The following is a 22,607-nucleotide window of genomic DNA, read 5'->3' on the forward strand; positions in this document are numbered from 1 at the left end:
TTTCGACCTTGGAAGTGGCAGGATGGTTTTTTCCGGGCACGTGCCGCGCGCACCATGATCCGGCTTTGCAATCCAGCTGCGGGGCATGTGCGGTTGACCCGGCCTTTGGGCGTGATAAACCGCGCAAAGCTTCTGTTAGGAACCCAAAGATGAACCTTTTCGCCGATATCCGCGTGCTTGTATTGGACTGTTTGCAGCAAATGGTTGCGGCCGGGCAACTGCCGGACGGTCTGACCATGGACAGTGTGACGGTCGAACCGCCGCGCGATGCAGCCCATGGCGACATGGCAACGAATGCAGCCATGGTGCTGGCGAAGCCCTCGGGTCAAAAACCACGGGATATTGCCGGGACGCTGGCGGCGCATCTGATCGCGGATGATCGGATTTCCAGCGCGGATGTGGCGGGCCCCGGCTTTTTGAACCTGCGCCTGTCGCCCACGGTCTGGCAGGGAGTGGTTGCCGCCGTGCTGACAGAAGGGACCGATTTCGGCCGGGGAACATTGGGGCAGGGCAGGAAGGTCAACGTCGAATATGTCTCCGCCAACCCCACCGGTCCGCTGCATGTGGGGCACACGCGGGGCGCGGTGTTCGGCGATGCGCTGGCGTCGCTGCTGGATTTTGCCGGCTTCGATGTGACGCGGGAGTACTACATTAATGACGGTGGTGCGCAGGTCGATGTGTTGGCGCGCTCGGTGTATCTGCGCTACCTCGAAGCCCACGGGCAGGAGGTCGCTTTCCCCGATGGCACCTATCCCGGCGATTACCTGATCGCCGTGGGCGAAGCGCTGAAGGACAAGGTGGGTGATGCCTATGTCGACAAGGGCGAAGAGGTCTGGCTGGAAGAGGTGCGCAATTTCGCGACCGATGCGATGATGGATCTGATCCGCGCCGATCTCAAGGCGCTCGGGGTGGAGATGGATGTCTTTTACTCCGAGAAATCGCTTTATGGCACCGGGCGGATCGAAGCTGCCATTGACGATCTGCGCGGCAAGGGTCTGATTTACGAAGGTGTGCTGGAACCGCCCAAGGGCAAAAAACCCGAAGACTGGGAACCGCGTGAGCAGACGCTTTTTGCCTCGACCGAACATGGTGATGACGTGGATCGCCCGGTGAAGAAATCGGATGGCAGCTGGACCTATTTCGCGCCCGATATCGCCTACCATTACGACAAGGTGAGCCGGGGGTTCGATGCGCTGATCGACATCTTCGGCGCGGATCACGGCGGGTACGTCAAGCGGATGAAAGCGGCGGTTTCCGCGCTGTCCGATGGTCAGGTGTCGCTTGATATCAAGCTCACGCAACTGGTGCGGCTTTTCAAGAACGGCGAGCCGTTCAAGATGTCCAAGCGCGCAGGGACCTTTGTGACCCTGCGGGATGTCGTTGACCAGGTAGGCCCGGACGTCACCCGGTTCGTGATGCTGACGCGTAAAAACGATGCGACCCTCGATTTCGATTTCGACAAGGTGATGGAACAGTCGCGCGAAAACCCGGTGTTCTACGTGCAATATTCCCATGCGCGGGTGGCCTCGGTCATCCGCAAAGCGACAGAAGCGGGCATTGCCGTGGATGACGCCAGCCTGCGGGCGGCCGATCTTGGCCTGCTTGATCATGAGGCCGAATTGGGGCTTGCGGCCAAGCTGGCCGAATGGCCGCGCCTTGTTGAAACCGCCGCGCGCAGCAACGAGCCGCACCGGGTGGCGTTCTACCTTTATGAACTGGCCGGGACCTTCCACGCGCTGTGGAACAAGGGCAATGATCTGCCTTCCTTGCGCTTTGTTCAGGATGACCCAAAAGTCACAGCGGCGAAAATCGCCCTTGCACGCGCCACGAGCGTTGTAATTGCAGCCGGTCTTGGTATTCTCGGTGTCACACCGGCGCAGGAAATGCGGTAGCAAATCGCTCCCTTCGCCAGAGCAGGCAAGCATGAGACAGACCGCCGGGGCATGTATCCTGGTGGCAGCGAGGCAATGATGGCGGACATTGAATTCTCCCATGGCATGGGAGCTTACGGACGCGACTCCGACGCTCCACACGGCGACGACGCGCCGCCCAACTCCCTGACAATGATGACGAATGTGGCCGGGGCTATGGTGTCTCTCGCCTTGATCGCGGGCATCGGTGTCTGGGGGTACAAGCTGATGGTGCGCGATGTCAGCGGCATCCCCGTGGTCCGTGCCGCAGAGGGCGAGATGCGGGTGCGTCCGGAAGACCCGGGCGGTCAGGTGGCCCGGCATCAGGGCTTGGCGGTAAACGCCGTCGCAGCGGAAGGCGCCGCCGCAGGCCCGGTGGACCGGGTTGTGCTGGCCCCGCGTGCTGCCGATCTGGCACAGGAAGACCAGCCGATAACCCTCGCAAAAGTTGCGCCGGTAGAGCAGCCGCAGCCGCTCGTTCCCGCAGCAGAGGCGCTCAGGGAGGCGGCCGAACAGGCGGAGGCCCCCGCGCGCCCTCTGGCCGAGAACCTGCACAGCGGCGCGATTGACGCGGTGGTTGCGGAATTGACCGCGGACCTGCCTACATCGGACGCGCCTGACGAGGAACTCCCGGGCTCGTCGGTTGTTGCCGAAGAGGTCGTGATCGCCCCCGACACAGCGGCACAGGCGGAAGAGGCCGCCCCCCGACATACCGTGAAACGCCCCAGATTGCGCCCTGCGAACGGCCCTACGCTGATAACCGCCGCCTATGTGGCGGAGACGCCGACATCCGAAATAGACGCCGCCGACATTCCCGCAGGCACCCGGCTTGCGCAGTTGGGGGCCTTTGACAGCCCCGCGGTGGCGCGCAGCGAATGGAAACGTCTCGAAGACCGCTTCGGCGAGTATCTGCAGGACAAGTCCCGGGTTGTGCAAATGGCCCAGTCGGGCGGACGGACGTTCTACCGCCTGCGCGCGATGGGATTTGTTGATCTCAGCGATGCGCGGCGCTTTTGTTCGGCCTTCAAGGCCGAGGGGGTGGACTGCATTCCTGTTGCCAGTAAATGACGCGTTTCGGGGCGACCATTCTGGACGCCGATGGGCTGACCCTCTCGGTCGAGGAAAAGGCATTCTTTCGTGACGCCGACCCCTTCGGATTCATCCTGTTCGCGCGCAATATCGACACCCCGGATCAGGTCCGGCAGCTGTGCGACGAGATGCGCGAATGCGTTGGTCGCGCGGCGCCGATCACGATAGATCAGGAGGGCGGGCGGGTTCAGCGGCTGCGGGCGCCGGTCTGGACGGAATGGACGCCCCCTCTGGATTTCGTGCGCGCGGCAGGCGCGCGGGCGGAAGAGGCGATGTATCTGCGATACCGGCTGATCGCGGCGGAACTGCATGCCCTGGGGATCGACAGCAACTGCGCCCCGATGGTTGATCTGGCGGGGCCGGAGACGCATGAATTCCTTGCCAACCGCTGTTACGGGTCAGACCCGGCAACCGTCGCGACACTGGGGCGGGCCGTGGCCGACGGGTTGCTGGCGGGTGGCGTCCTGCCGGTGATCAAGCACATGCCCGGCCATGGTCGCACAACCCTGGACAGCCACTATGATCTGCCCCATGTCGGGGCCGATCTGCCGACCCTGGCAGCCCAGGATTTTGCGCCATTTGCAGCATTGAAAGATGTGCCCATGGGGATGACAGCGCATCTTGTCTTTGACGCCCTGGATGACAGGCCCGCGACGCTGTCGCCGCAGGTGATGCGCCTGATCCGCGAGGATATCGGCTATGACAACCTGATCATGACCGATGATATCGGCATGAAGGCGCTGCAGGGCTCGCGCGCCGAGGTTGCCACGCGCGCGGTGTCGGCCGGATGCGATGTCATCCTGTTCTGCAATGCGCCGCTGCGGGAACGCCAGATGGTGGCGGAGGCGGCGGGCGAGATGACGGCGGCGGCGCAGATCCGTGCGGAGCGCGCATTGGCTGCGCGCAAAACCCCGGACGATATTGACATTGACACCTTACGCGCGCAGCTTGAGACGCTGTTGAGCGGGGCGTAAAATCGTTATGGGGCATGGCTGAAGTACCCTTTGAAGAAGACACTCTATCGGTAGCGGACCGGCTGGCGGCCGAGGCGCTGATCGTGGATGTCGACGGGTTTGAAGGCCCCCTGGACCTGCTGCTGACGCTGAGCCGGACGCAAAAGGTCGATCTGCGCAAAATCTCGGTGCTGGCGCTGGCAAAGCAATATCTCGCCTTTGTCGAGCGGGCCAAGGCGTTGCGCCTTGAACTGGCGGCGGATTACCTCGTGATGGCCGCGTGGCTGGCTTTTCTGAAGTCACGGTTGCTGCTGCCGCCCGACCCCTCGGAGGACGGGCCCTCGGGCGAAGAACTCGCGGCACATCTGGCCTTCCAGCTGGAACGTCTGCAGGCAATGCGGGACGCGGCAGCGCGGCTCATGGGGCGCGACCGGCTGGGCCGGGATTTCTTCAGCCGGGGGCAGACGCATGAGGTCACGCGCACCCGCAAGATCGAGTATACCGCGACGCTGCTGGATCTGATGCAGGGCTACGCCCGTATCCGCACCCGTGACGATTTCCGGCCTTTCGTGATGGACCGCGACGCGGTGTTCACGATGGAACAGGCCCTGGACCGCATGCGCGGGCTGATCGGGTTTGCCGGGGAATGGACGGATATTTCAAGCTACCTGCCCGAGGGATGGGAGATGGATCCCGTTCGCAGACGATCCGCCACGGCGGCGACCTTTGCGGCCTCTCTGGAGCTTGTTAAAGAGGGGCATCTGGAAATCCGCCAGTCCGGGACATTCGCGCCCATTCAACTGCGCAAGAGAGATACCCCACAGTGACCGACGACACGCCGCAAGAGACCGAAGAGAGCCTGTTCGAAGCCCCGCCCATAGGGGAGCAGGAGCGGATGGTGGAGGCAATCCTTTTTGCCACGGCGGAGCCGGTTTCGCTGCGCGAGTTGGCGGCGCGGATGCCGCATGGGTCCGATCCTGCCGAAGCGCTGGTGCATCTGCGCAAGCGCTACGAGGGGCGCGGCGTGAACCTGTGCAAGATCGGCGACGCCTGGGCCATGCGCACGGCCCCTGATCTGGGGTTTTTGATGCAGCGTGAAACGGTTGAGACGCGGAAGCTGTCGCGCGCGGCGATCGAGACTCTGGCGATCATCGCCTATCACCAGCCGGTCACGCGGGCCGAGATCGAGGAAATTCGCGGTGTGTCCGTCAGCCGTGGCACCGTGGACCAGTTGCTGGAGATGGAGTGGGTCCGGTTCGGTCGGCGCAAGATGACACCGGGGCGCCCGGTGACCTTTGTGGTCACCGAAGGTTTTCTGGATCATTTCGGGCTCGAGAATGCCCGCGATCTGCCGGGCTTGAAGGAACTCCGCGCCGCCGGGTTGCTTGAAAATCGCCCGCCCCCCAGCGCGATGATGCCCGGTCCGGAGGAGGAGGACGAAGAGGAAAGTGCCGAAGGGCAAAGCGAACTCTTCGAAGACTGAGAGCGGGATGTTCTGAAAATTGCCGCAATTTGCGGTATGATGCGCGCGAGGCAAGGCTGCGGAGGGCAGACACATGGACAGACTACTGAATATGATCCTGCGCCAGATCACACGGCGGCTGGTCAACAAGGGCATCAGCGCGGGGATCACCAAGGCATCGACGATGCGGCGCACACCAACCCCGGACCCGTCCGGCGGCGAGACACAGGCCGAGATCAGGCAGCGCCGTCAGGCCAGAAAAGCTGCGCGGCAGGCAAAACAGGCGGCAAAACTGGTTCGGCGCACAACGCGAAGCTAGCGATCAGCCTGTGCGAAAATGCTTGGACAGCTTCAATCCCTGCCCCTGGTAGTTCGAGGCAATGCCGGCCCCGTAGAGCTGCGTCGGTACTTCCCGCATCTTTTCATACACGAGACGCCCGACAACCTGCCCATGCTCCAGCACAAAGGGCGCTTCATGACAGCGGACTTCCAGCACCCCCCGGGAGCCCGCTCCCCCGGCTGACGCATGGCCGAACCCGGGGTCGAAAAAGCCCGCGTAATGCACCCTGAATTCGCCCACCATGGCGAGAAACGGGGCCATTTCAGCAGCATATTCCGGCGGGATTGTCACGGCTTCACGGCTGACGAGAATATAGAAGGCGCCGGGATCCAGAATGATCTGCCCATTGTCGGTATGAACTTCCTCCCAGTATTCCCGCGGGCTGTAGTGGTTGACCAGATCGAGATCGATCACGCCGGTATGCGGTTTCGCGCGGTAGCCTACCAATGTGGTGTCCGGCAGGCGCAGGTCGACGGAAAACCCCAGGCCCTCGTCGATCACCGCAGGCCCATCTACAAGCGGCGTTTGCCTGTGCAGGGCGCGCAGGGCCGCGTCGTCCAGAACCGCCTGGCCATCGCCGAACCGGATCTGGTTGAGCCGCATCCCGGGCCGCACCAGCACCGAGAAGGAGCGGGGGCAGATTTCGGCATATAGCGGGCCGCAATACCCCGGCGCGATCCGGTCGAACTCGGTGCCGCCGTCGGTGATGGTGCGGGTCAGCAGGTCGAGCCGTCCGGTGGAGCTTTTTGCATTTGCGACGGCCTGAACGTCGTCGGGCAAGGCCAGCGATTCCATCAGGGGCACAACATAGACGCAGCCCTTTTCCAGCACCGCGCCCGCCGTCAGATCGACCCGGTGCATCTCGAATTCTTTCAACCGGTCGGAAACGCGTTTGCCATGGCCCGCGAGAAAGGAGGCGCGGACACGGTAAGCCGTTGTTCCCAAACGAAGGTCTAGACTGGCCGGTTGAATTTGCGCCTCGCTGATCGGGCGCGTCGAGGCGATTTGCGTGTCGGCGATCATCCGGGTGATCTGTTGATTTGGCAGCACGCCGCTCATCTGTTCGCTCCCTGAAATGCAAGTGCCCGCGCATGGCCTGCGCGGGCACTTGGCATATGTCGGATGTTGGTCGGGCTAGCAGGACTCGAACCTGCGACCTTCCGTCCCCCAGACGGACGCGCTACCAGGCTGCGCCATAGCCCGACATGAGGCGCTTCATACCCGATCTGAGGGCCGAGGCAAGAGAGAATTGCCATGGCGTCAGTCTTTGCGGACGTCTTTGCGCGGTTTGGCCATGCTGGTGCGCAGTCGGATCAATTGCGCCAGAAGCGGCTTGGCCGCGTCCCGCTGTTCCGGGGCCAGTGCGTTCATCCGCGCAAGCGCCGAGAGTGCGGAGGGCTGCGCCGGCATGTCTTCTTCCGCAGGCAATGGTGGCAGATCAATGACCCGCGGTTTTGGCGGTATGTCTGTCGCGCCGTCTGCGTCCACCGCCATATCCGGTGCCGCTGGCGCGGTGTCCGTTGGCTCGGGTTCCGGCGCAGGGTCTGTCGGTTCTGGTTCGGCCTCGGGCACCGGGTCGGTCAACGGGTGCCGTAAGAAACTCGGCAAGGCCTGATTTTCTTCGGCAACTGCGGTCTCGGGTACCTCATCCGTTTCGGGGGATGCGGCGGTTTCCGGCGCCGCGCCCGTATCTGCATCACTCTGCGTATCCGCCTCTTCGGGAGCCTCTGCTGCCGCGTCGATGGTCACATCCTCATCTGCCGCGTCGGGCAGCTCCGGGGTCAGATCGATGTCAGCTTCCGGGATTGCCTCAGGTTCGGAAGCCACCACGTCGGGTTCCGGGGAGTCTTCCATTGAGAGCTGCGGTTCGGGGTCCTGCGGCGCCTCGGCGTCGTCCGATCCCGCCACTTCCTCAACGGTCCCGTCAATGTCCGCGGCGGCATTACCGTCATCCAGTGCGCCGACCTCCGACGGCTCTGCCAACACGTCAGCGGCCTCGACCGGGGGGAGGACGTCTTCGGCAGCGGTGGACACATCGTCCGGTGGCGATGTGTCGTCCGCGGACGCATCCGGCGGCGCGGGATCGGGGTCAGGTGATGGCGCCGCCGGTTCGGCTGCCGCATCGGACACATTGCCCTCGATCACTGCCATTGTCAGGTCATCAAGCGCCTGGCTTTGATCCGCGACGTGGCTCATACCCTGTTCGCGCAGGATTTTCTGCACGCCCTTGATGGTCAGGCCGTCGTCGTGCAGCAGCTTCTTGATCCCCCCGAGCAACAGCATATCAGCCGGGCGGTAGTAGCGTCTGCCACCGGCCCGTTTGATCGGTTTAACCTGGCTGAACTTGCTTTCCCAGAAGCGCAGCACGTGCGCCTGCACGCCCAGCCAGTCAGCGACTTCCGAGATCGTGCGAAAAGCATCGGGAGATTTGGGCATCAGATCAGGACTTGTTCCCGTCGGCCACGCGATCCTTCATCAGGTGTGACGGGCGAAACGTCAGGACCCGGCGCGGGTTGATCGGTACTTCTTCGCCGGTCTTGGGGTTGCGGCCGATGCGGGCGGATTTATCACGCACCGAGAAGGTGCCGAAAGAAGAGATTTTCACCTGCTCGCCGCGCACCAGCGCGTCGGAGAGATGATCAAGAACGGATTCGACCAATTGCGCGCTCTCGTTGCGGGACAAACCCACTTCGCGGAACACGGCCTCACTCAAATCCATGCGTGTCAAAGTCTTTTCGGCCATACCATCCCCCGTTATGTTTTCAGCAACCATAGGGGAGAGGGATTTTCAGAGTCAATATCAATGGCTTGCAGGGCGGCGTTTGAGCAACAATTACCACCTTACCAGCGCAACACCACCGCGCCCCAGGCCAGTCCGCCGCCGATTGCCTCGGTGACGATCAGATCTCCGTCCTTGATCTGCCCCCGCGCGCGGCCAACGGACAGGGCGAGGGGAATCGATGCCGCCGAGGTGTTGCCGTGGTCCTGCACCGTGACAACCACGTTTTCCATCGGCAGTCCCAGCTTTTTCGCGGTGCCCTGGATGATCCGGATATTGGCCTGATGCGGCACGATCCAATCGACCTCCTCCGGGTCGACGCCGGCGCGCGCCATGGCTTTTGTAGCCGTCGAGGCCAGTTTTTCCACCGCGTGGCGAAAAACCTGGTTGCCTTGCATGCGCAGGTAGCCGGTCGTGCCGGTGGACACACCGCCATCGACGTACAGCAGATCCTTGTGGCGGCCGTCCGAATTCAGGTCCGTCGCGAGGATGCCCCGGTCGCGGGCGGTGCCGGTTCCCTCCTCGGCCGCCAGCACCAGCGCCCCGGCACCATCGCCGAAGAGCACGCAGGTGGACCGGTCCGTCCAGTCCATGATGCGACTGAAGGTTTCCGCACCGATGACCAGCACCCGACGGGCCTGACCCGAGAGGATCATCGCGTTGGCATTGCTGAGCGCGTAGATGAAACCGGCACAGACCGCCTGCACATCGAAGGCAAAGCCATTTTCCATGCCCAGTTCGGCCTGCACCATTGTGGCGGCGGAGGGAAAGGTCAGATCGGCCGTTGAGGTGGCCAGTACGATCGCATCAATGTCCGAAGCCTCAAGACCCGCGTCTTTCAGAGCCGCACGCGCCGCCGCGCCCGCCATCGAGGCGGTCGTTTCACCTTCGGCGGCGAAATGTCGGCGTTCAATGCCGGACCGCGCCCTGATCCACTCGTCATTTGTGTCAAGCGTTGCCTCGAATTCGGCATTGGGCACAACCCGTTCAGGTAAGTAATGTCCGACACCTTTGACAACCGCACGCAGGGTCATTGTTCGCTCTCCTCGGCGGGCAGGGCGGCCACCCGGGCCGCCAGTTTATCTGTAAACTTAATATCGGCGAGCTGTGCTGCAAGTTTGATCGCGGCTGATACCCCGGTTGCATCGGCGGAGCCGTGCGATTTCACCACCGTGCCGTTCAGCCCCAGAAACACGCCACCGTTGACGCGGCGCGGGTCGATCTTCTTTTTCAGCCGGTTCAGCGATGTATAGGCCAGCACCGATGCCAGCCTGGACAGCGGCGAAAACTTGAAGGCTTCGCGCAGCCGGTCACCGATCAGGCTCGCCGTGCCTTCACCGGTTTTGATCGCCACATTCCCGGTAAAGCCATCCGTCACGATAACATCGCAGATGTCACCGGTGATATCGCCCCCTTCGACGAAGCCGACAAATTCAAAACCGGCCTCCTCGCGTTGGTCGCGAATCAATTCGTAGGCCTCTTTGAGTTCGGTGCGTCCCTTGTGCTCTTCGGTCCCGACGTTCAGCAGGCCGACCCGGGGGCGCGGCAGGTCAAGACCGTTGCGGGCATAGGACATGCCCATCAGGGCATAGCGCAGCAAATCGTCCGCATCGGCGCGTACATCGGCGCCGACGTCCAGCATCACGTTGAACCCCTGAGGGTTGGACGAGGGGTAGAGCACCGCAATCGCCGGGCGGTTGACACCCGGCAGTTTGCGCAGGCGGATCATCGACAGCGCCATCAGCGCACCGGTGTTGCCGCAGGAGACGGCCACGGTTGCAGAGCCATCGCGCACCGCCTCGATGGCCGACCACATCGACGTTTCCTTGCCGTTGCGCACGACCTGGCTGGGTTTGTCATCCATTGTCACGACATCGGAGGCGTCGCGGATTTCCACCCTGTCGTCGAGCGCGCGCCTGCGCTCCACAAGGGCCGCAAGCTCGGCTTCCGGGCCATGCAGGATAAACTGGATATCGGGATTCTTGCGTGCAGAGACATCGCAGCCCGCCACAACGGCGGCGGGGCCTTCATCCCCGCCCATCGCATCTATGGACAAAATGATGCGTCTGGTCTGCGCGTGTGCCTGATCGGTCTGCGCCGTCATAGAGCGACTGCCCCCAAAACCTCTGCCCTTATTGTTTAAGGGAAAGGTTTAGGCCGCGTCGTCTTCCAGATCAATCTCTTCTGTGAGAGCGACAACTTCTTTGTCGTCATAATGGCCACAGGCGGCACAGACGTGATGCGGGCGCTTCAGCTCGCCACAGTTGGTACATTCGTTCGGGTTCGCCGCAACCAGCGCGTCATGCGCACGGCGGTTGTTGCGGCGCGATTTGGAGACTTTGTTCTGTTGAACAGCCATTGTCTTGGGCCTTTTGTCGTTCGGGGCCGGGCACAACTATATGCGGGGCCGTGTTACAATTCTTTTCCCAGGGTTCGGGTGTGACGTGCGTTTAGGCCCAAGCCGGGCGCTTGTCCAACCCTAATTGGGGGGAGCGGCGCAAAATACTGTCATTGACACATGTTGCAAGCGGTTTTTTCCGGCCGCGGGATGCGACGCTTTGGCGGTCAGCCGTCACCCTCCTCTGTCTCGCCGAGTTTGTCTCGCAGTGCTGCCAGACCGGCAAACGGCCGCGCGTCCTCGTCCCGCATCGGGGTGACGCCCGGCGCGGCATAGACCATTTCGCCCAGTTCGGCCCCGTCGCTGCGCGGATAAAGCGGCAAGGCGAGAAGCAGCGCCTCGGTCATCACCTGCGCAGGGTCGATCCACGACCCAAGGGCTTCGACGGTATCGTCTTCGGGCATTTCGACTTCCGGCGCGTCGTCTTCGGCGTAGCCCTCGACATATCTCCGGGTGACCGGCATGTCGATGCGCGTTGTGACAGGTTCCAGCGTGATGCTGCAGGGCTGTACGACGGTGGCGCCCAGTGTCGCGCTTAGATGCCAGTCCGCGTTTCCTTGTGCGGCGACCTCTCCGACAAAGGACAGTTTCCGCAACCCCAGCAGTCCCAGCTCTGCGGCCATCGCCTTCAACTGCTCTGTGCCCGGGCGCAATGCGAAGGCCGTGGCGCTGTTTTGCTTGAGCTCGGCGACGCGCAGGGCGCTGGGGGACGGTGGCGTTTGCTTGGACATCTTGCACTTTCGTTTCTTGAACCAGGGCGGTCCCTTGGTGTAAGCGGGATAAAAGCCATGATGCACAAGGGCAAGAGGGCAGTTTATATGCACAACAGCAAAGCGGGCAGCGGCCCCCTGCACACAAGCGCGCGATGGAGTGCCATTGTACTTGTGTGCCTGACCCTTGCCGCCTGTGGCGGGCGCTACCGCGATCACGGGTATGTGCCGCCGCAGGAGGACCTCGACCAGATCGTAGTGGGGATCGATACCCGCGCGAGTGTCGAAGAAACACTGGGATCGGCGGCGTCCGGTTCCGTTCTCAATGACAGCAGCATGTATTTTGTCCGCAGCCGTGTCCGCACCTTCGCCATGCTCGCGCCGGAAGTGGTGGAACGCAAGGTGGTGGCCATCACCTTTGACACCGGCGGTGTCGTTTCCAACGTCGAGACCTTCGGGCTGGAGCGTGGACAGGTTGTGCCGCTGGCCCGGCGGGTCACTGATTCCGGCGTGCGTGACAAAACATTCCTGCGCCAGCTGTTGGGCAACATTGGTCGCTTCACGCCGGGTGGCGGCGATCTGGACCTTTAAGCCTGTCACACCATGTTTAAGTAGAGTGTGATAGAGGGCAATCAGCGCAGGTTGATCTGCTGGAGGTCGCAATGATTGCATTGGAAAAAGGTCGCTACCGCGCCTGCACCGCCTCAACTCCACGGGAGCTGGACGCAGCACAGCGGTTGCGCGCGCGCTGCTTCGGTCTGAAGGCGCTGCGCGATGTCGATGCATTTGACATCAGATGTGCGCATATCCTGATTTTGGACCGCCAAAGCGACAGCCTGGTCTGTACGTTCCGCATGCTGGATCTGACCGGGGCGGATATTTCGGGCAGCTACTCGGCGCAGTATTACGAGTTGTCGGCGCTGGAGGCATTCGACGGCCGCATGGTGGAAATGGGGCGTTTCTGCATCGCGCCCGAACGGCGCGACCCGGACATCCTGCGGATCGCGTGGGCCGCAATGACCGAATACGTCGATGCCAACGACGTGCAGCTGCTGTTTGGCTGTTCGTCCTTTGCCGGGACTGAAACGGCCCATTACCTTGATGCCTTTGCCGTGCTGAAGGCGCGTCACCTCGCGCCGAAACGCTGGTTGCCGCGGGTCAAGGCGCCGAATGTGTTTCGATTTGCCGCGCGGCTGCGGCGCAAGCCGGACCTGAAAAAAGCCATGATACATATGCCGCCTTTGTTGCGCACCTACCTGATGATGGGCGGCTGGGTCAGCGATCATGCCGTGGTGGATCGGCAGATGAACACCTTGCACGTCTTTACCGGTGTGGAGATCGGCGCGATCCCCGCCGCACGCAAGCGTCTGCTGCGCGCGCTGGGATAGAGTTTTTCGCCTCCGGCGGGGATATTTATGAACCAGAGAAGCGTGATACATTGACGCCGGCGCTGAGGCGGCATAGCTGGCATCCATGGCGCGCGTACCTCTATTACAACTCAATGACATCTCGCTGACCTTCGGGGGTGACCCGGTGTTTGACGGCCTCAGCCTTGTGGTGCATCCCGGCGACCGGGTGGCGTTGGTCGGGCGCAACGGGTCAGGCAAATCGACCCTGATGAAGGTGATGGCCGGTCTGGTGGAACCGGACGCGGGCGAGGTTGTCTCCGGTCCCGGTGTGTCCGTCGGATACATGGAACAGGATCCGGATCTCTCCGGCTTTGCGACCCTGGGCGATTTTGCTGCGCATGGTCTGGAGCCCTCGGAAATGTACCTGGTGGAGCGTGCCGGGGAGGGGTTGAAGTTCGATCCCGCCCGTCCGGTCGAGACCGCCAGCGGCGGGGAGCGGCGGCGCGCGGCCCTGGCGCGGCTGATGGCGGGCAGCCCCGATCTGATGCTGTTGGACGAGCCCACCAACCATCTGGACATCGAAGCCATCGCCTGGCTGGAAAGCGAGCTCAGCCAGAGCCGCAAGGGATACATCATCATCAGCCATGACCGGGCGTTCCTGCGGGCCTTGACGCGGGCGACACTATGGGTGGATCGCGGCGTCGTGCGCAGGCAGGAGAAGGGGTTTGCCGATTTCGAAGTCTGGCGCGATCAGGTCTGGGAAGAGGAAGACACCCAGCGTCACAAGCTCAACCGCAAGATCAAGGCCGAGGCGCGATGGGCGGTCGAGGGGATTTCCGCGCGGCGCAAGCGGAACCAGGGCAGGGTGCGGGCGTTGCAGGACCTGCGCGCCGCGCGTGCCGCGCAGATCACCCGTCAGGGTACCGCGGCAATGGCGCTGGATGCCGGCCCAAAGTCCGGCCGCAAGGTGATCGAGGCGACGGCGATTGCCAAGAGCTTCGGCGACAAGGCGATCCTGAAACCGTTTTCCCTGACCGTGCAGAGGGGCGACAGGATTGCGCTGGTTGGCCCGAACGGCGTGGGCAAGACAACGCTTCTGAACATGTTGATCGGTCGGGAGGCGCCTGACAGCGGGACCGTGAAGCTGGGCACGAACCTCCAGATCGCATTGTTCGATCAGGCGCGGGCGCAGCTGGACCCGGATATGAGCCTTTGGGACAGCCTGACCGGCGATCCGGAGATGCGGGTGTCGGGCAAGGCCGATCAGGTCATGGTGCGGGGCGCGCCCAAGCATGTCGTGGGGTATCTCAAGGAATTTCTCTTTGACGAGGCCCAGGCGCGCGCACCGGTACGCGCGCTGTCTGGGGGGGAAAAGGCGCGGTTGCTGCTGGCCAGGATCATGGCGCGCCCGAGCAATCTGCTGGTGCTGGATGAACCGACCAATGATCTCGACGTGGAAACGCTCGACCTGATACAGGAGCTTCTGGGCACCTATGACGGGACGGTTCTGCTGGTCAGCCATGACCGTGATTTCCTGGACCGGGTGGCGGCAACCACCATTGCGATGGAGGGGGACGGTCACGCCACGGTGTACGCCGGGGGATGGAGCGATTACATCCGGCAGCGTGGTCAGGATGATTTTGCAGACAGTGTCGCGAAACCCAAGGCATCGGCCCCGCCGGATAAGCCCAGGGCAGCGGCGAAACCGGGGCTGAGCTTTACCGAGAAACACCGCCTTGATGCCCTGCCGGAAGAGATCGCCCGTCTGGAAGCGGAAATCGCCAAGCTGGCGGAACTGCTGGGCGACCCGGCGCTATTCACCGACAACCCGGTGAAATTTCAAAAGGCGACCGACGCATTGGTGGCGCGCCAGGCAAAGCTTGCGGCTGCCGAAGAAGAATGGCTGACCCTGGAGGACAAGGCGTCGGCCTGAGGTCAGCGCATGCGCAAGGCGCCGTCGATGCGGATCACTTCGCCGTTCAGATAACCGGCCTGCACGATAAAACCGGCCAGTGCGGCGAATTCCGCCGGATCGCCCAAACGCGGCGGGCAGGGCACGTCCGCTGCCAGTTGCGCCTGCACCTCCTCCCCAAGGCCAGCGAGCATCGGGGTCATGAAAATGCCCGGCGCGATGGTCATCACGCGGATGCCGAGTTTCGACAGATCGCGCGCCATGGGCAGGCACAAACCCACCACGCCGCCCTTGGAAGCAGCGTAGGCCGTTTGGCCTTTTTGCCCGTCAAAGGCTGCGATGGAGGCGGTATTGATGATCACACCCCGCGCCCCATCGGCGTCAGGTGTATTGTCCTGCATTGCCTCCGCCGCCAGCCGGGCGACATTGAAGGTGCCATTCAGATTGATGTCTATCGTCCGCTGAAAGGCGTCCAGCGGGTGAGGTCCGTCGCGGCCGACCGTTTTGATGGCATCGGCTATTCCGGCGCAGTTCACCGCTGCGGTGATCTTGCCCATTTTGTCGCGCGCCAGGGCAATGGCCGCAGCCACCGACGCTTCGTCGGTGACATCGGTCTGGGCAAAACACCCGTTGATTTCCGCCGCGACGACAGCACCGCGTGCGCTGTCCCGGTCCAGCAGCGTGACCTGCGCGCCCTGCGAGGCGAAGTGGCGGGCGGTGGCCTCTCCGAGGCCTGACGCCCCGCCGGTGACGATGGCAGCGGTGTCGGCAAGACGCATGGCTTTCTCCCTGATATGAACGCACGTTCAGTTAATCACGGCGAAAGTGGCCTGTCTAGTCTTGCAGCATCAGTTTGCGATCCATGCGGGCGAGCGGTGATATCAGCTGGGTCAGGGGCGCCCACCGGACCCAGGTCCCGCCCAGCCTGCGCACCCCTGCGCCGGTGCCGAGCTTAAAGCGCGCGAGGCCCTTGCCGTCTTCGGTGTCGATTGATCCCAGTTCCAGATGCGCAACGCCCTTCGTCTGCGCCCATCGGATCACGGCCCATAGCAACAGGGTGTGGGCGGAAGCGATGCGCCCGGCTGGACGGGTGTGCCCGATGTGATAGGTGGCGGTCGCGCCATGGCGCAGGATCAGCATCGCGGCAATCGGTTCACGGCCCCAATATGCCGAAAAGAGTTTGGCCTGCCCCCGGTTCTCCCGCGCGTAGGCCAGTGTCAGGGCGCCGGGCCAGTGCCGATATCGACGCTGGCGCTGCTGGCGCGCCTCCGCCTGAAACAGCCAGTGCTGCGGATCATCGGGCATGTTCTGCCGCGTCAGCCGCAGGTTTTGCCGCTCCGCGTGTTTCAGCCGGTTGCGCCACTTCTGATGCAGTCCGGCACGTAACCTGCCCAGATCATGGCGCAGATCAAGCGTGGCGATGGATGTCGGGCTTATCAGGGGCAGCGCGCCAATGGTGTGGAGAGGCAAGATGGTGTCCGGCGCAATGATCACCGGACCGCGCGTGCCCAAAGCACGGGCCGATGTGCACAGGGCCCGCGCCGAGGTCGCCTGCGGACGCGTGATCATGCTGACGGTGGTTGGCCCGAAGCTGCGGCGCACGACAAGCATGCCGTCGGGCAGGCGTTGTGTCGGCGTGCCGATCGCCTGCAGGGCGCGCTCAAATGCTTCACTCTGCTGGAGCGGTTGGGGATCACACGGCGGCGCGGCATCAAACATGACCCGCATTAACCCGTCAGAAACCTAACTCATGGTTAATAGGCGCATGAAAAAGACTGTCCAAGGCGTATCCGCCCCCGCACCCCGCATGACCAAGACCGCCGCATTCCTGATCGCGACCGGCATGTCCATTCCGGTATTTGCCATTCTCACCGTGGTCGAGTGGCTCTGGTTCTAACCCAGTTGCACCAAGGCATGCCGCTTCTTGCCCGCGCTCAGCTTGATCGGGTGTGACAAGGCGCCGGCATCAATCATCAGGCCCGCGTTGGTCAACGGCTGATCGTCCAGCCGGGCACCGTTCTCGGCGATCAGACGCTTTGCTTCCTTGCCGGACCCCGCCAGCCCGGATTTGACGATCAGTTGCACGATGGAAATGCCATCGCCCAGATCATCTGCGCTGAGGGTGAGGGTGGGCAGATCATCCCCCACACCCCCTTTTTCGAAAACCTCGCGCGCCGTGGCTTCTGCCGCCGCCGCCGCCTCGGTCCCGTGCAGCAGGCCGGTCACCTCATTGGCGAGCCGTACCTTGGCCTCGTTGATCTCCGCCCCGTCCAAGGCACCCAGCCGGTCACATTCATCCACCGGCAGTTCGGTGAAAAGCTTGAGAAACTTGCCGACGTCGGCATCGGCCACATTGCGCCACCATTGCCAGAACTCGTAAGACGACATCATGTCTTCATTGAGCCACACGGCGCCTTCCGCGGATTTGCCCATCTTTTTGCCATCCGCGCGCGTGACCAGCGGCGTGGTGAGTCCAAAGGCATCCTCGCCATCGACGCGTCGTATCAGGTCGGCGCCCGAGACGATGTTGCCCCATTGGTCGGAGCCGCCCATTTGCAGGCGGCAGTCGTAGCGGCGGTGCAGCTCCAGAAAGTCGTAGGACTGCAGAAGCATGTAGTTGAATTCGATAAAGGACAGCGCCTGTTCCCGGTCCAGCCGCGATTTCACGCTGTCGAAAGCCAGCAGGCGGTTGATGGTGAAATGCCGCCCGATATCGCGCAAAAAGTCGATGTATTTCAGTTCATCAAGCCATTCGGCATTGTTGACCAGCGGTGAATCCAGCGGCCCGTCGCCGTAGGAAATGTAGCGCGAGAAGACCTGGCGAATGCCCTCCGCATTCTTGTTGATTTGCTCTACCGACAGGATTTTGCGCATCTCGTCCTTGCCGGAGGGATCGCCCACCTTGGTGGTGCCCCCACCCATAAGCGTGATCGGCCGGTGCCCGGTCTTTTGCAACCAGCGCAGCAGCATGATCTGCACCAGATTGCCGATGTGCAGGCTGGTCGCGGTCAGATCGAAGCCGATGTAGCCGGTGACAACGCCGGATACCATCCGTTCGTCGAGTTCCTGCAGGTTTGTGCAGTCGGCGATGAAACCGCGGCTGCTCAGTTCGCGCAGGAAATCGGACTTGGGGTGATAGGTCATCGTACTTGCCCTCGGCTTGAATTGCGCCCACTCTATAGGCGGTGAGCAGGCAAAGGAAAAGGCTTTGAAAAGGGCCATTGAGAAAACCGGCATTGTCACGGCCCTGGGCGCGATGAGCGGCACTTCGCTGGACGGGGTTGACGCCGCGATCCTGCGAACCGACGGCGAGCGGATCGAGGGGTTCGGGCCTGCGTCCTACCGCGGCTATTCACCGGCGGAACAGGCAATATTGCGCGGTGCACTGGGCCAGTGGGCAGGCGATGCCGTGGAGGCCGCGACGGATGTCATCGAACAGGCGCATCTGGCACTGTTCGAGGATTTTTCAGGCTACGATCTGGTTGGATTTCACGGGCAGACTCTGGCGCATGCCCCCCGCGCGCGCGGGACTCTGCAGGTTGGTGACGGGGCCTGGCTGTCGCAGGCGCTGGGATGCCCGGTGGTCTGGGATTTCCGCCGTACGGACGTCGAAATGGGCGGCGAGGGCGCACCGCTTGCGCCTTTCTTCCACTTTGCCTGCGCCTGCCACATCCGCGCGACCGAACCGCTGGCTTTTTTGAATCTGGGCGGAGTGGGCAACCTGACATATGTGGACCCGTCCCGGGCCCGTCCGGAAGAGGCGGGCGCCTTGCTGGCCTTCGACACAGGGCCGGCCAACGCGCCGCTGAACGACCTCTTGCAAAGCCGGTTGGGTCTGGCCTTCGACGAGGGTGGCCGGACCGCACGGCGCGGCACAGTGGAACAGGGTGCACTGGAGTTGTTTCTGGCTGAGCCGTATTTCGCCCGGATACCGCCCAAATCACTGGATCGGAACGATTTTTCCGAAATGATAGCGCTTGTGGCTGAGCTGAACGATGCGGATGCGGCGGCGACGCTGACAGCGATGTGCGCCGCCGGTGTGGCGGCGGGTATCCAGCATTGCCCGCAGGCCCCGGCGCAGGTGTTGGTGACCGGCGGCGGGCGGCACAACCCGGTGCTGATGCAGATGCTCGCGGTGTCGCTGGACTGTCCGGTGCGGCCGGTCGAAGCGGTTGGGCTCAACGGGGATATGCTGGAAGCGCAGGCCTTTGCCTATCTCGCCGTGCGTGTCGCGCGCGGTCTGCCGACGTCTTGCCCCGGGACCACGGGGGTTAAGGCTGCGATCGGGGGCGGGACGCTCAGCTGGCCGTCGGAAACGGATGTGGCGGTCTGATCAACCGCGCGGGATGTCGAAGCCTGCCGGGGCCAGTTCAAACCCGTCGAACTGAAACCCGGGCGAGACAGTACAGCTGACCAACGTGTAGTCGCCGGTGCTGCGCGCCGCTTGCCAATGGTGCGCTGGTACAATGATTTGCGGGGCCCCCCGTGTCAGGTCGGGTGACAGCATGTGATCGGTCGCGGGCCCGGCGTCATCCGGGCCGAGCGACAGGATCAGGGGCGCGCCCGCGTGGTACAGCCAGATCTCGGTGGCATCGACCCTGTGCCAGTGGCTCGTTTCTCCCGCCGCCAGAAGGAAATAAATGCAGGTGCCGCTGGGACGCCCGTCATTCTCCGCCACCCACGTCTGGCGGTAGTGCCCGCCCTCCGGATGCGGCGCCAGGTTGAGGCGCTTGATGATATCTTGTGCTGTCATGCTTTCAGGCTAGTCTGCGCGCAGGGGCGGGCCAAGAGGGAACCGGCATGAAAATCATCGTCATCGGCGCGGGTATCGTTGGCACGCTGACCGCCTATCGTCTGGCGGCAGCCGGTGCGTCGGTGACGGTGCTGGAGGCCGGGCACCCGGTCTCGGCTGCCTCGGGCGCGTCCTTCGGATGGATCAATGCGAGTTTCTTCGAGGATGCCGATCATTTTCGGCTGCGCGCCGCTGGGATCGATGCGCATCGGCGTCTGGCGACAGACCTCGACAGCCGGGCGGTGCGATGGCCGGGCACATTGTGCTGGGACGCGCAGGGGGATGCTTTTGACGATCAGCGCAACACCCTGAAAGAGCTTGGGTATGCGGTGCAGGAGATCGACGCGAAAGACTTTGCGGCGCTGGAGCCACATGTCTCCGCGCCGGAGCGGGCGCTGCATTTCACCAGCGAGGGCGCGGTTGATCTTGTGACCTTGGCACGCGACGCCCTGCGCGCCTGCGCCGCCCGTCACGTGCAGGTGATCACCGGGGTTGCCGCCAGCGGGTTTGTCACGCAAGGCAATGCCGTGACGGGAGTGGAAACGGATACCGGCGTGTTGACGGCAGATCAGGTCGTTGTGGCCGCAGGCGTCGCCACCCAGGGACTGTTACGGAATGTCGGCCTGCACGTGCCCATGCTTGACCGGCCGGGCCTGATCCTGCGGTCGGATCCTATGCCGCCGCTGGTGCGTCACGTTCTGGTCGCGCCCGGGCAGGAGCTGCGTCAAACACCGCGCGGGCATTTCCTCGCGCCCACCGCGGCGCACCACCAAGGCGACACGGCTGATCGGATCACGCAAACGCCTGACCGTCTTGCGGATCGTGCGATGATCCGGTTGCGCGCGCTGCTGGGCAGGGATCTGCGCTGGGAAGAGATCACCCGCGCCTATCGCCCGGTGCCCGCGGATGGTTTGCCAGTGATCGGCGCCTGCGGGCCTGCGGGGCTTTACGTCATGACGATGCATTCGGGTGCCACGCTGGCGCCTCTGGCGGCGGAACTGGCCGCGGCGGAAATCATGGGCGCTGCGCTGACGAACGTGCAATCCGCGCTGCTGACACCCTACCGGCCCCAGCGGTTCACAGGGTGATTTCGTAAAACGCCATCAACGCCGCGGTGCCGGGCGGCAGCTCCGAATAAGGCCCCCGATTGCTGAACCCCAGCTTTTCGTAGAGCTTGCGTGCGGCCACGAAATCCTTGTTCGTGTCCAGAAAGATACGTTTATAGCCATCCGCGCGCGCCTGTTCGATGAGCGCCCGGGACAGGTGAAACCCCGCCCCGGTTCCGCGCGCCGTCTCGCGGACGAACACCCGTTTGATTTCCGCATCCGACGGGGTCAGCGGGTGGTACATGCCACAGCCCACTGCCACACCCTCGAGGTCAGCAAGTAGGATGATGCCCTGCGGACGCGCATGCCTGGTCGGCAAATCCGCCATCAGCGCAGCGTAGGCATCATAGGGATAGAATGCCTCCACCAAGTGGTTCATCTCCGTGCTGAAATTCAGCAGGTAGTCACGGTATTCCCAGCAGAGCTCCTGAACGACAGGCAGATCGCGCGGCATTTCGGCCGCGCGGACGCGCAAGCCAGCCATCAACGCAGGATGGACCGTCCGGCGTATTCCGCCGTTTCGCCCAAGGCCTCTTCGATGCGGATCAACTGGTTGTACTTGGCCAGCCGGTCGGACCGCGCCAGCGAGCCGGTCTTGATCTGACCGCAATTCGTTGCAACGGCCAGATCCGCGATCGTAGCGTCTTCGGTTTCACCGGACCGGTGCGACATCACATTGGTGAACCCGGCGCGGTGGGCCATATCAACTGCTTTAAGAGTTTCGGTCAAGCTTCCTATCTGGTTCACTTTTACCAGCATGGAGTTTGCGGACCCGCGTTCAATGCCCATGGCCAGGCGGGCCGGGTTGGTGACAAAGAGGTCGTCACCGACCAGTTGCACCTTGTCGCCCAGTGCATCGGTCAGCGCTTTCCAGCCATCCCAGTCGTCTTCAGACATGCCGTCTTCGATGGAGATGATGGGATAGTCCGCGACCAGCGACCTGAGGTAATCGACGTTTTCCTCCGAGCTCAGGGTCTTGCCTTCGCCGGACAGCACGTAGGTGCCATCCTTGTAGTATTCTGTCGCCGCGCAATCCATCGCGAGATAAATGTCCTCACCCGGCCTGTAGCCCGCTTTCTCGACAGATTTCAAAATGAAATCAAGGGCGTCCCGGGTGGAGCTGATGTTGGGAGCAAAGCCGCCCTCGTCGCCGATACCGGTTGAAAGCCCTGCCGCCGACAGTTCTTTTTTCAGGGTGTGAAACACTTCCGACCCCATGCGCACCGCGTCGCGGATGTTGTCGGCGGCAACCGGCATAATCATGAATTCCTGAATATCGATCGGGTTGTCCGCATGTTCACCGCCGTTGATGATGTTCATCATCGGAACCGGCAGCACCCGGGCGGAGGTACCGCCGACATAGCGATAAAGCGGTTGCGTGCAGTAATCCGCCGCGGCCTTGGCGGCGGCCATAGAGACACCGAGGATCGCGTTTGCGCCGAGCCGGCCCTTGTTATCGGTGCCGTCCAGTTCGATCATCGTGGTGTCGATGTCCACCTGTTCGGTGGCATCTATGCCAACCAGCGCCTCGGCGATTTCGCCGTTGACTGCCGCGCAGGCTTCCAGAACACCCTTGCCCATGTAGCGGGATTTATCACCATCGCGGCGCTCGACGGCCTCGTAAGCCCCGGTGGAGGCGCCGGAGGGAACGGCTGCCCGACCCATTGTGCCGTCCTCGAGGATCACATCGACCTCGACCGTCGGGTTGCCACGGCTGTCGAGAATTTCGCGGGCGTGGATGTCGATAATGGTGCTCATGTCAGGCTCCTTTGATCACTGTTGCCCGCGTCATAGCGGCATGCGCGAC

Annotated in this window: 25 protein-coding genes and 1 tRNA gene; 12 read left to right on the forward strand and 14 right to left on the reverse strand. The window is 63.0% G+C overall.

Annotation, left to right across the window (positions count from 1 at the left end):
- Nucleotides 1–149 precede the first annotated feature (149 nt).
- The 6 genes from argS to KX928_RS09640 all read left to right on the forward strand — a co-directional run bounded on the left by argS (nucleotide 150) and on the right by KX928_RS09640 (nucleotide 5,733).
- Nucleotides 150–1,892: an arginine--tRNA ligase gene (gene argS, locus KX928_RS09615; protein WP_219501450.1), complete on the forward strand. Its 1,743-nt coding sequence runs from the start codon at nucleotides 150–152 to the stop codon at nucleotides 1,890–1,892.
- Between the two features lie 78 nt (nucleotides 1,893–1,970).
- The gene (locus KX928_RS09620) at nucleotides 1,971–2,978 is read left to right on the forward strand and encodes an SPOR domain-containing protein (RefSeq protein ID WP_219502112.1); all 1,008 of its coding nucleotides are present in this window, start codon (nucleotides 1,971–1,973) and stop codon (nucleotides 2,976–2,978) included.
- The gene (gene nagZ / locus KX928_RS09625; RefSeq protein WP_219501452.1) at nucleotides 2,975–3,973 is read left to right on the forward strand and encodes a beta-N-acetylhexosaminidase; all 999 of its coding nucleotides are present in this window, start codon (nucleotides 2,975–2,977) and stop codon (nucleotides 3,971–3,973) included. Before KX928_RS09620 ends, nagZ begins: the two co-directional genes overlap by 4 nt.
- 14 nt (nucleotides 3,974–3,987) lie before the next feature.
- The gene (locus KX928_RS09630; RefSeq protein ID WP_219501454.1) at nucleotides 3,988–4,779 is read left to right on the forward strand and encodes a segregation and condensation protein A; all 792 of its coding nucleotides are present in this window, start codon (nucleotides 3,988–3,990) and stop codon (nucleotides 4,777–4,779) included.
- Between the two features lie 68 nt (nucleotides 4,780–4,847).
- Nucleotides 4,848–5,435 carry an SMC-Scp complex subunit ScpB gene (scpB, locus tag KX928_RS09635; protein ID WP_219502113.1) on the forward strand — a complete coding sequence of 196 codons (588 nt, stop codon included), beginning with the start codon at nucleotides 4,848–4,850 and terminating at the stop codon, nucleotides 5,433–5,435.
- 73 nt (nucleotides 5,436–5,508) lie between these two features.
- Nucleotides 5,509–5,733 carry a hypothetical protein gene (locus KX928_RS09640; RefSeq protein WP_219501456.1) on the forward strand — a complete coding sequence of 75 codons (225 nt, stop codon included), beginning with the start codon at nucleotides 5,509–5,511 and terminating at the stop codon, nucleotides 5,731–5,733.
- 3 nt (nucleotides 5,734–5,736) lie between these two features.
- On the opposite strand, the gene KX928_RS09645 is transcribed toward KX928_RS09640, so the two are convergent.
- From KX928_RS09645 to KX928_RS09680, 8 genes are all read right to left on the reverse strand, one after another.
- On the reverse strand, nucleotides 5,737–6,813 hold the full coding sequence (locus tag KX928_RS09645; RefSeq protein WP_219501458.1) for a 2'-deoxycytidine 5'-triphosphate deaminase: 1,077 nt from the start codon (nucleotides 6,811–6,813) through the stop codon (nucleotides 5,737–5,739).
- Between the two features lie 67 nt (nucleotides 6,814–6,880).
- Nucleotides 6,881–6,957: transfer RNA gene (locus KX928_RS09650), tRNA-Pro, on the reverse strand.
- A gap of 57 nt (nucleotides 6,958–7,014) precedes the next feature.
- Nucleotides 7,015–8,190: a MerR family transcriptional regulator gene (locus tag KX928_RS09655; protein WP_219501460.1), complete on the reverse strand. Its 1,176-nt coding sequence runs from the start codon at nucleotides 8,188–8,190 to the stop codon at nucleotides 7,015–7,017.
- A 4-nt stretch (nucleotides 8,191–8,194) separates the two neighbouring features.
- Nucleotides 8,195–8,497, reverse strand: coding sequence for an integration host factor subunit alpha (ihfA, locus tag KX928_RS09660; RefSeq protein ID WP_219501461.1), 303 nt, complete (start codon nucleotides 8,495–8,497; stop codon nucleotides 8,195–8,197).
- Nucleotides 8,498–8,595: 98 nt separating this feature from the next.
- On the reverse strand, nucleotides 8,596–9,567 hold the full coding sequence (locus KX928_RS09665; RefSeq protein ID WP_219501463.1) for a beta-ketoacyl-ACP synthase III: 972 nt from the start codon (nucleotides 9,565–9,567) through the stop codon (nucleotides 8,596–8,598).
- Complete coding sequence (plsX, locus tag KX928_RS09670) at nucleotides 9,564–10,637, reverse strand: phosphate acyltransferase PlsX (protein WP_219501466.1); 1,074 nt, start codon at nucleotides 10,635–10,637, stop codon at nucleotides 9,564–9,566. Before plsX ends, KX928_RS09665 begins: the two co-directional genes overlap by 4 nt.
- Before the next feature lie 48 nt (nucleotides 10,638–10,685).
- A complete protein-coding gene (gene rpmF, locus KX928_RS09675) occupies nucleotides 10,686–10,892 on the reverse strand; it encodes a 50S ribosomal protein L32 (protein ID WP_159979744.1) in 207 nt (68 codons plus the stop codon).
- A 206-nt stretch (nucleotides 10,893–11,098) separates the two neighbouring features.
- Nucleotides 11,099–11,662, reverse strand: coding sequence for a YceD family protein (locus KX928_RS09680; protein ID WP_219501468.1), 564 nt, complete (start codon nucleotides 11,660–11,662; stop codon nucleotides 11,099–11,101).
- 87 nt (nucleotides 11,663–11,749) lie between these two features.
- On the opposite strand from KX928_RS09680, the gene KX928_RS09685 reads away from it, so the two are divergent.
- The 3 genes from KX928_RS09685 to KX928_RS09695 all read left to right on the forward strand — a co-directional run bounded on the left by KX928_RS09685 (nucleotide 11,750) and on the right by KX928_RS09695 (nucleotide 14,923).
- Nucleotides 11,750–12,232, forward strand: a complete 483-nt coding sequence (locus tag KX928_RS09685; RefSeq protein ID WP_219501470.1) for an outer membrane protein assembly factor BamE — start codon at nucleotides 11,750–11,752, stop codon at nucleotides 12,230–12,232.
- A 71-nt stretch (nucleotides 12,233–12,303) separates the two neighbouring features.
- Nucleotides 12,304–13,029, forward strand: coding sequence for a GNAT family N-acetyltransferase (locus KX928_RS09690; RefSeq protein ID WP_219501472.1), 726 nt, complete (start codon nucleotides 12,304–12,306; stop codon nucleotides 13,027–13,029).
- An 85-nt stretch (nucleotides 13,030–13,114) separates the two neighbouring features.
- Entirely contained in the window at nucleotides 13,115–14,923 is a 1,809-nt protein-coding gene (locus KX928_RS09695) for an ABC-F family ATP-binding cassette domain-containing protein (protein ID WP_219501474.1), read from the forward strand.
- Nucleotides 14,924–14,925: 2 nt separating this feature from the next.
- On the opposite strand, the gene KX928_RS09700 is transcribed toward KX928_RS09695, so the two are convergent.
- Nucleotides 14,926–15,681 (reverse strand): SDR family NAD(P)-dependent oxidoreductase, encoded by a 756-nt coding sequence (locus KX928_RS09700; protein ID WP_219501476.1) that lies wholly within the window; start codon nucleotides 15,679–15,681, stop codon nucleotides 14,926–14,928.
- Between the two features lie 55 nt (nucleotides 15,682–15,736).
- Nucleotides 15,737–16,621, reverse strand: coding sequence for a GNAT family N-acetyltransferase (locus KX928_RS09705; protein ID WP_219501478.1), 885 nt, complete (start codon nucleotides 16,619–16,621; stop codon nucleotides 15,737–15,739).
- A 46-nt stretch (nucleotides 16,622–16,667) separates the two neighbouring features.
- Here KX928_RS09705 and KX928_RS24000 point away from each other — a divergent pair, with 46 nt between their 5' ends.
- Complete coding sequence (locus KX928_RS24000; RefSeq protein WP_257883651.1) at nucleotides 16,668–16,799, forward strand: hypothetical protein; 132 nt, start codon at nucleotides 16,668–16,670, stop codon at nucleotides 16,797–16,799.
- On the opposite strand, the gene tyrS is transcribed toward KX928_RS24000, so the two are convergent.
- Nucleotides 16,796–18,046 carry a tyrosine--tRNA ligase gene (tyrS, locus tag KX928_RS09710; protein WP_219501479.1) on the reverse strand — a complete coding sequence of 417 codons (1,251 nt, stop codon included), beginning with the start codon at nucleotides 18,044–18,046 and terminating at the stop codon, nucleotides 16,796–16,798. The two genes, KX928_RS24000 and tyrS, sit on opposite strands and share 4 nt — an antisense overlap.
- 64 nt (nucleotides 18,047–18,110) lie before the next feature.
- On the opposite strand from tyrS, the gene KX928_RS09715 reads away from it, so the two are divergent.
- Complete coding sequence (locus KX928_RS09715) at nucleotides 18,111–19,235, forward strand: anhydro-N-acetylmuramic acid kinase (protein ID WP_219501481.1); 1,125 nt, start codon at nucleotides 18,111–18,113, stop codon at nucleotides 19,233–19,235.
- Here KX928_RS09715 and KX928_RS09720 read toward each other — a convergent pair whose 3' ends face one another.
- On the reverse strand, nucleotides 19,236–19,655 hold the full coding sequence (locus KX928_RS09720) for a cupin domain-containing protein (protein ID WP_219501483.1): 420 nt from the start codon (nucleotides 19,653–19,655) through the stop codon (nucleotides 19,236–19,238).
- Nucleotides 19,656–19,702: 47 nt separating this feature from the next.
- On the opposite strand from KX928_RS09720, the gene KX928_RS09725 reads away from it, so the two are divergent.
- Nucleotides 19,703–20,782, forward strand: a complete 1,080-nt coding sequence (locus KX928_RS09725) for an NAD(P)/FAD-dependent oxidoreductase (RefSeq protein WP_219501485.1) — start codon at nucleotides 19,703–19,705, stop codon at nucleotides 20,780–20,782.
- Here the strand turns inward: KX928_RS09725 and KX928_RS09730 are convergent.
- Together KX928_RS09730 and eno are read right to left on the reverse strand one after the other, a co-directional pair.
- A complete protein-coding gene (locus tag KX928_RS09730; RefSeq protein WP_219501487.1) occupies nucleotides 20,772–21,284 on the reverse strand; it encodes a GNAT family N-acetyltransferase in 513 nt (170 codons plus the stop codon). The genes KX928_RS09725 and KX928_RS09730 overlap by 11 nt on opposite strands.
- Nucleotides 21,284–22,558, reverse strand: a complete 1,275-nt coding sequence (eno, locus tag KX928_RS09735) for a phosphopyruvate hydratase (RefSeq protein WP_219501489.1) — start codon at nucleotides 22,556–22,558, stop codon at nucleotides 21,284–21,286. The genes KX928_RS09730 and eno overlap by 1 nt, the downstream gene beginning before the upstream one ends.
- Nucleotides 22,559–22,607: the final 49 nt, after the last annotated feature.

The organism is Roseobacter insulae, from assembly GCF_019375555.1.
In the GTDB taxonomy this organism is placed as follows: domain Bacteria; phylum Pseudomonadota; class Alphaproteobacteria; order Rhodobacterales; family Rhodobacteraceae; genus Roseobacter; species Roseobacter insulae.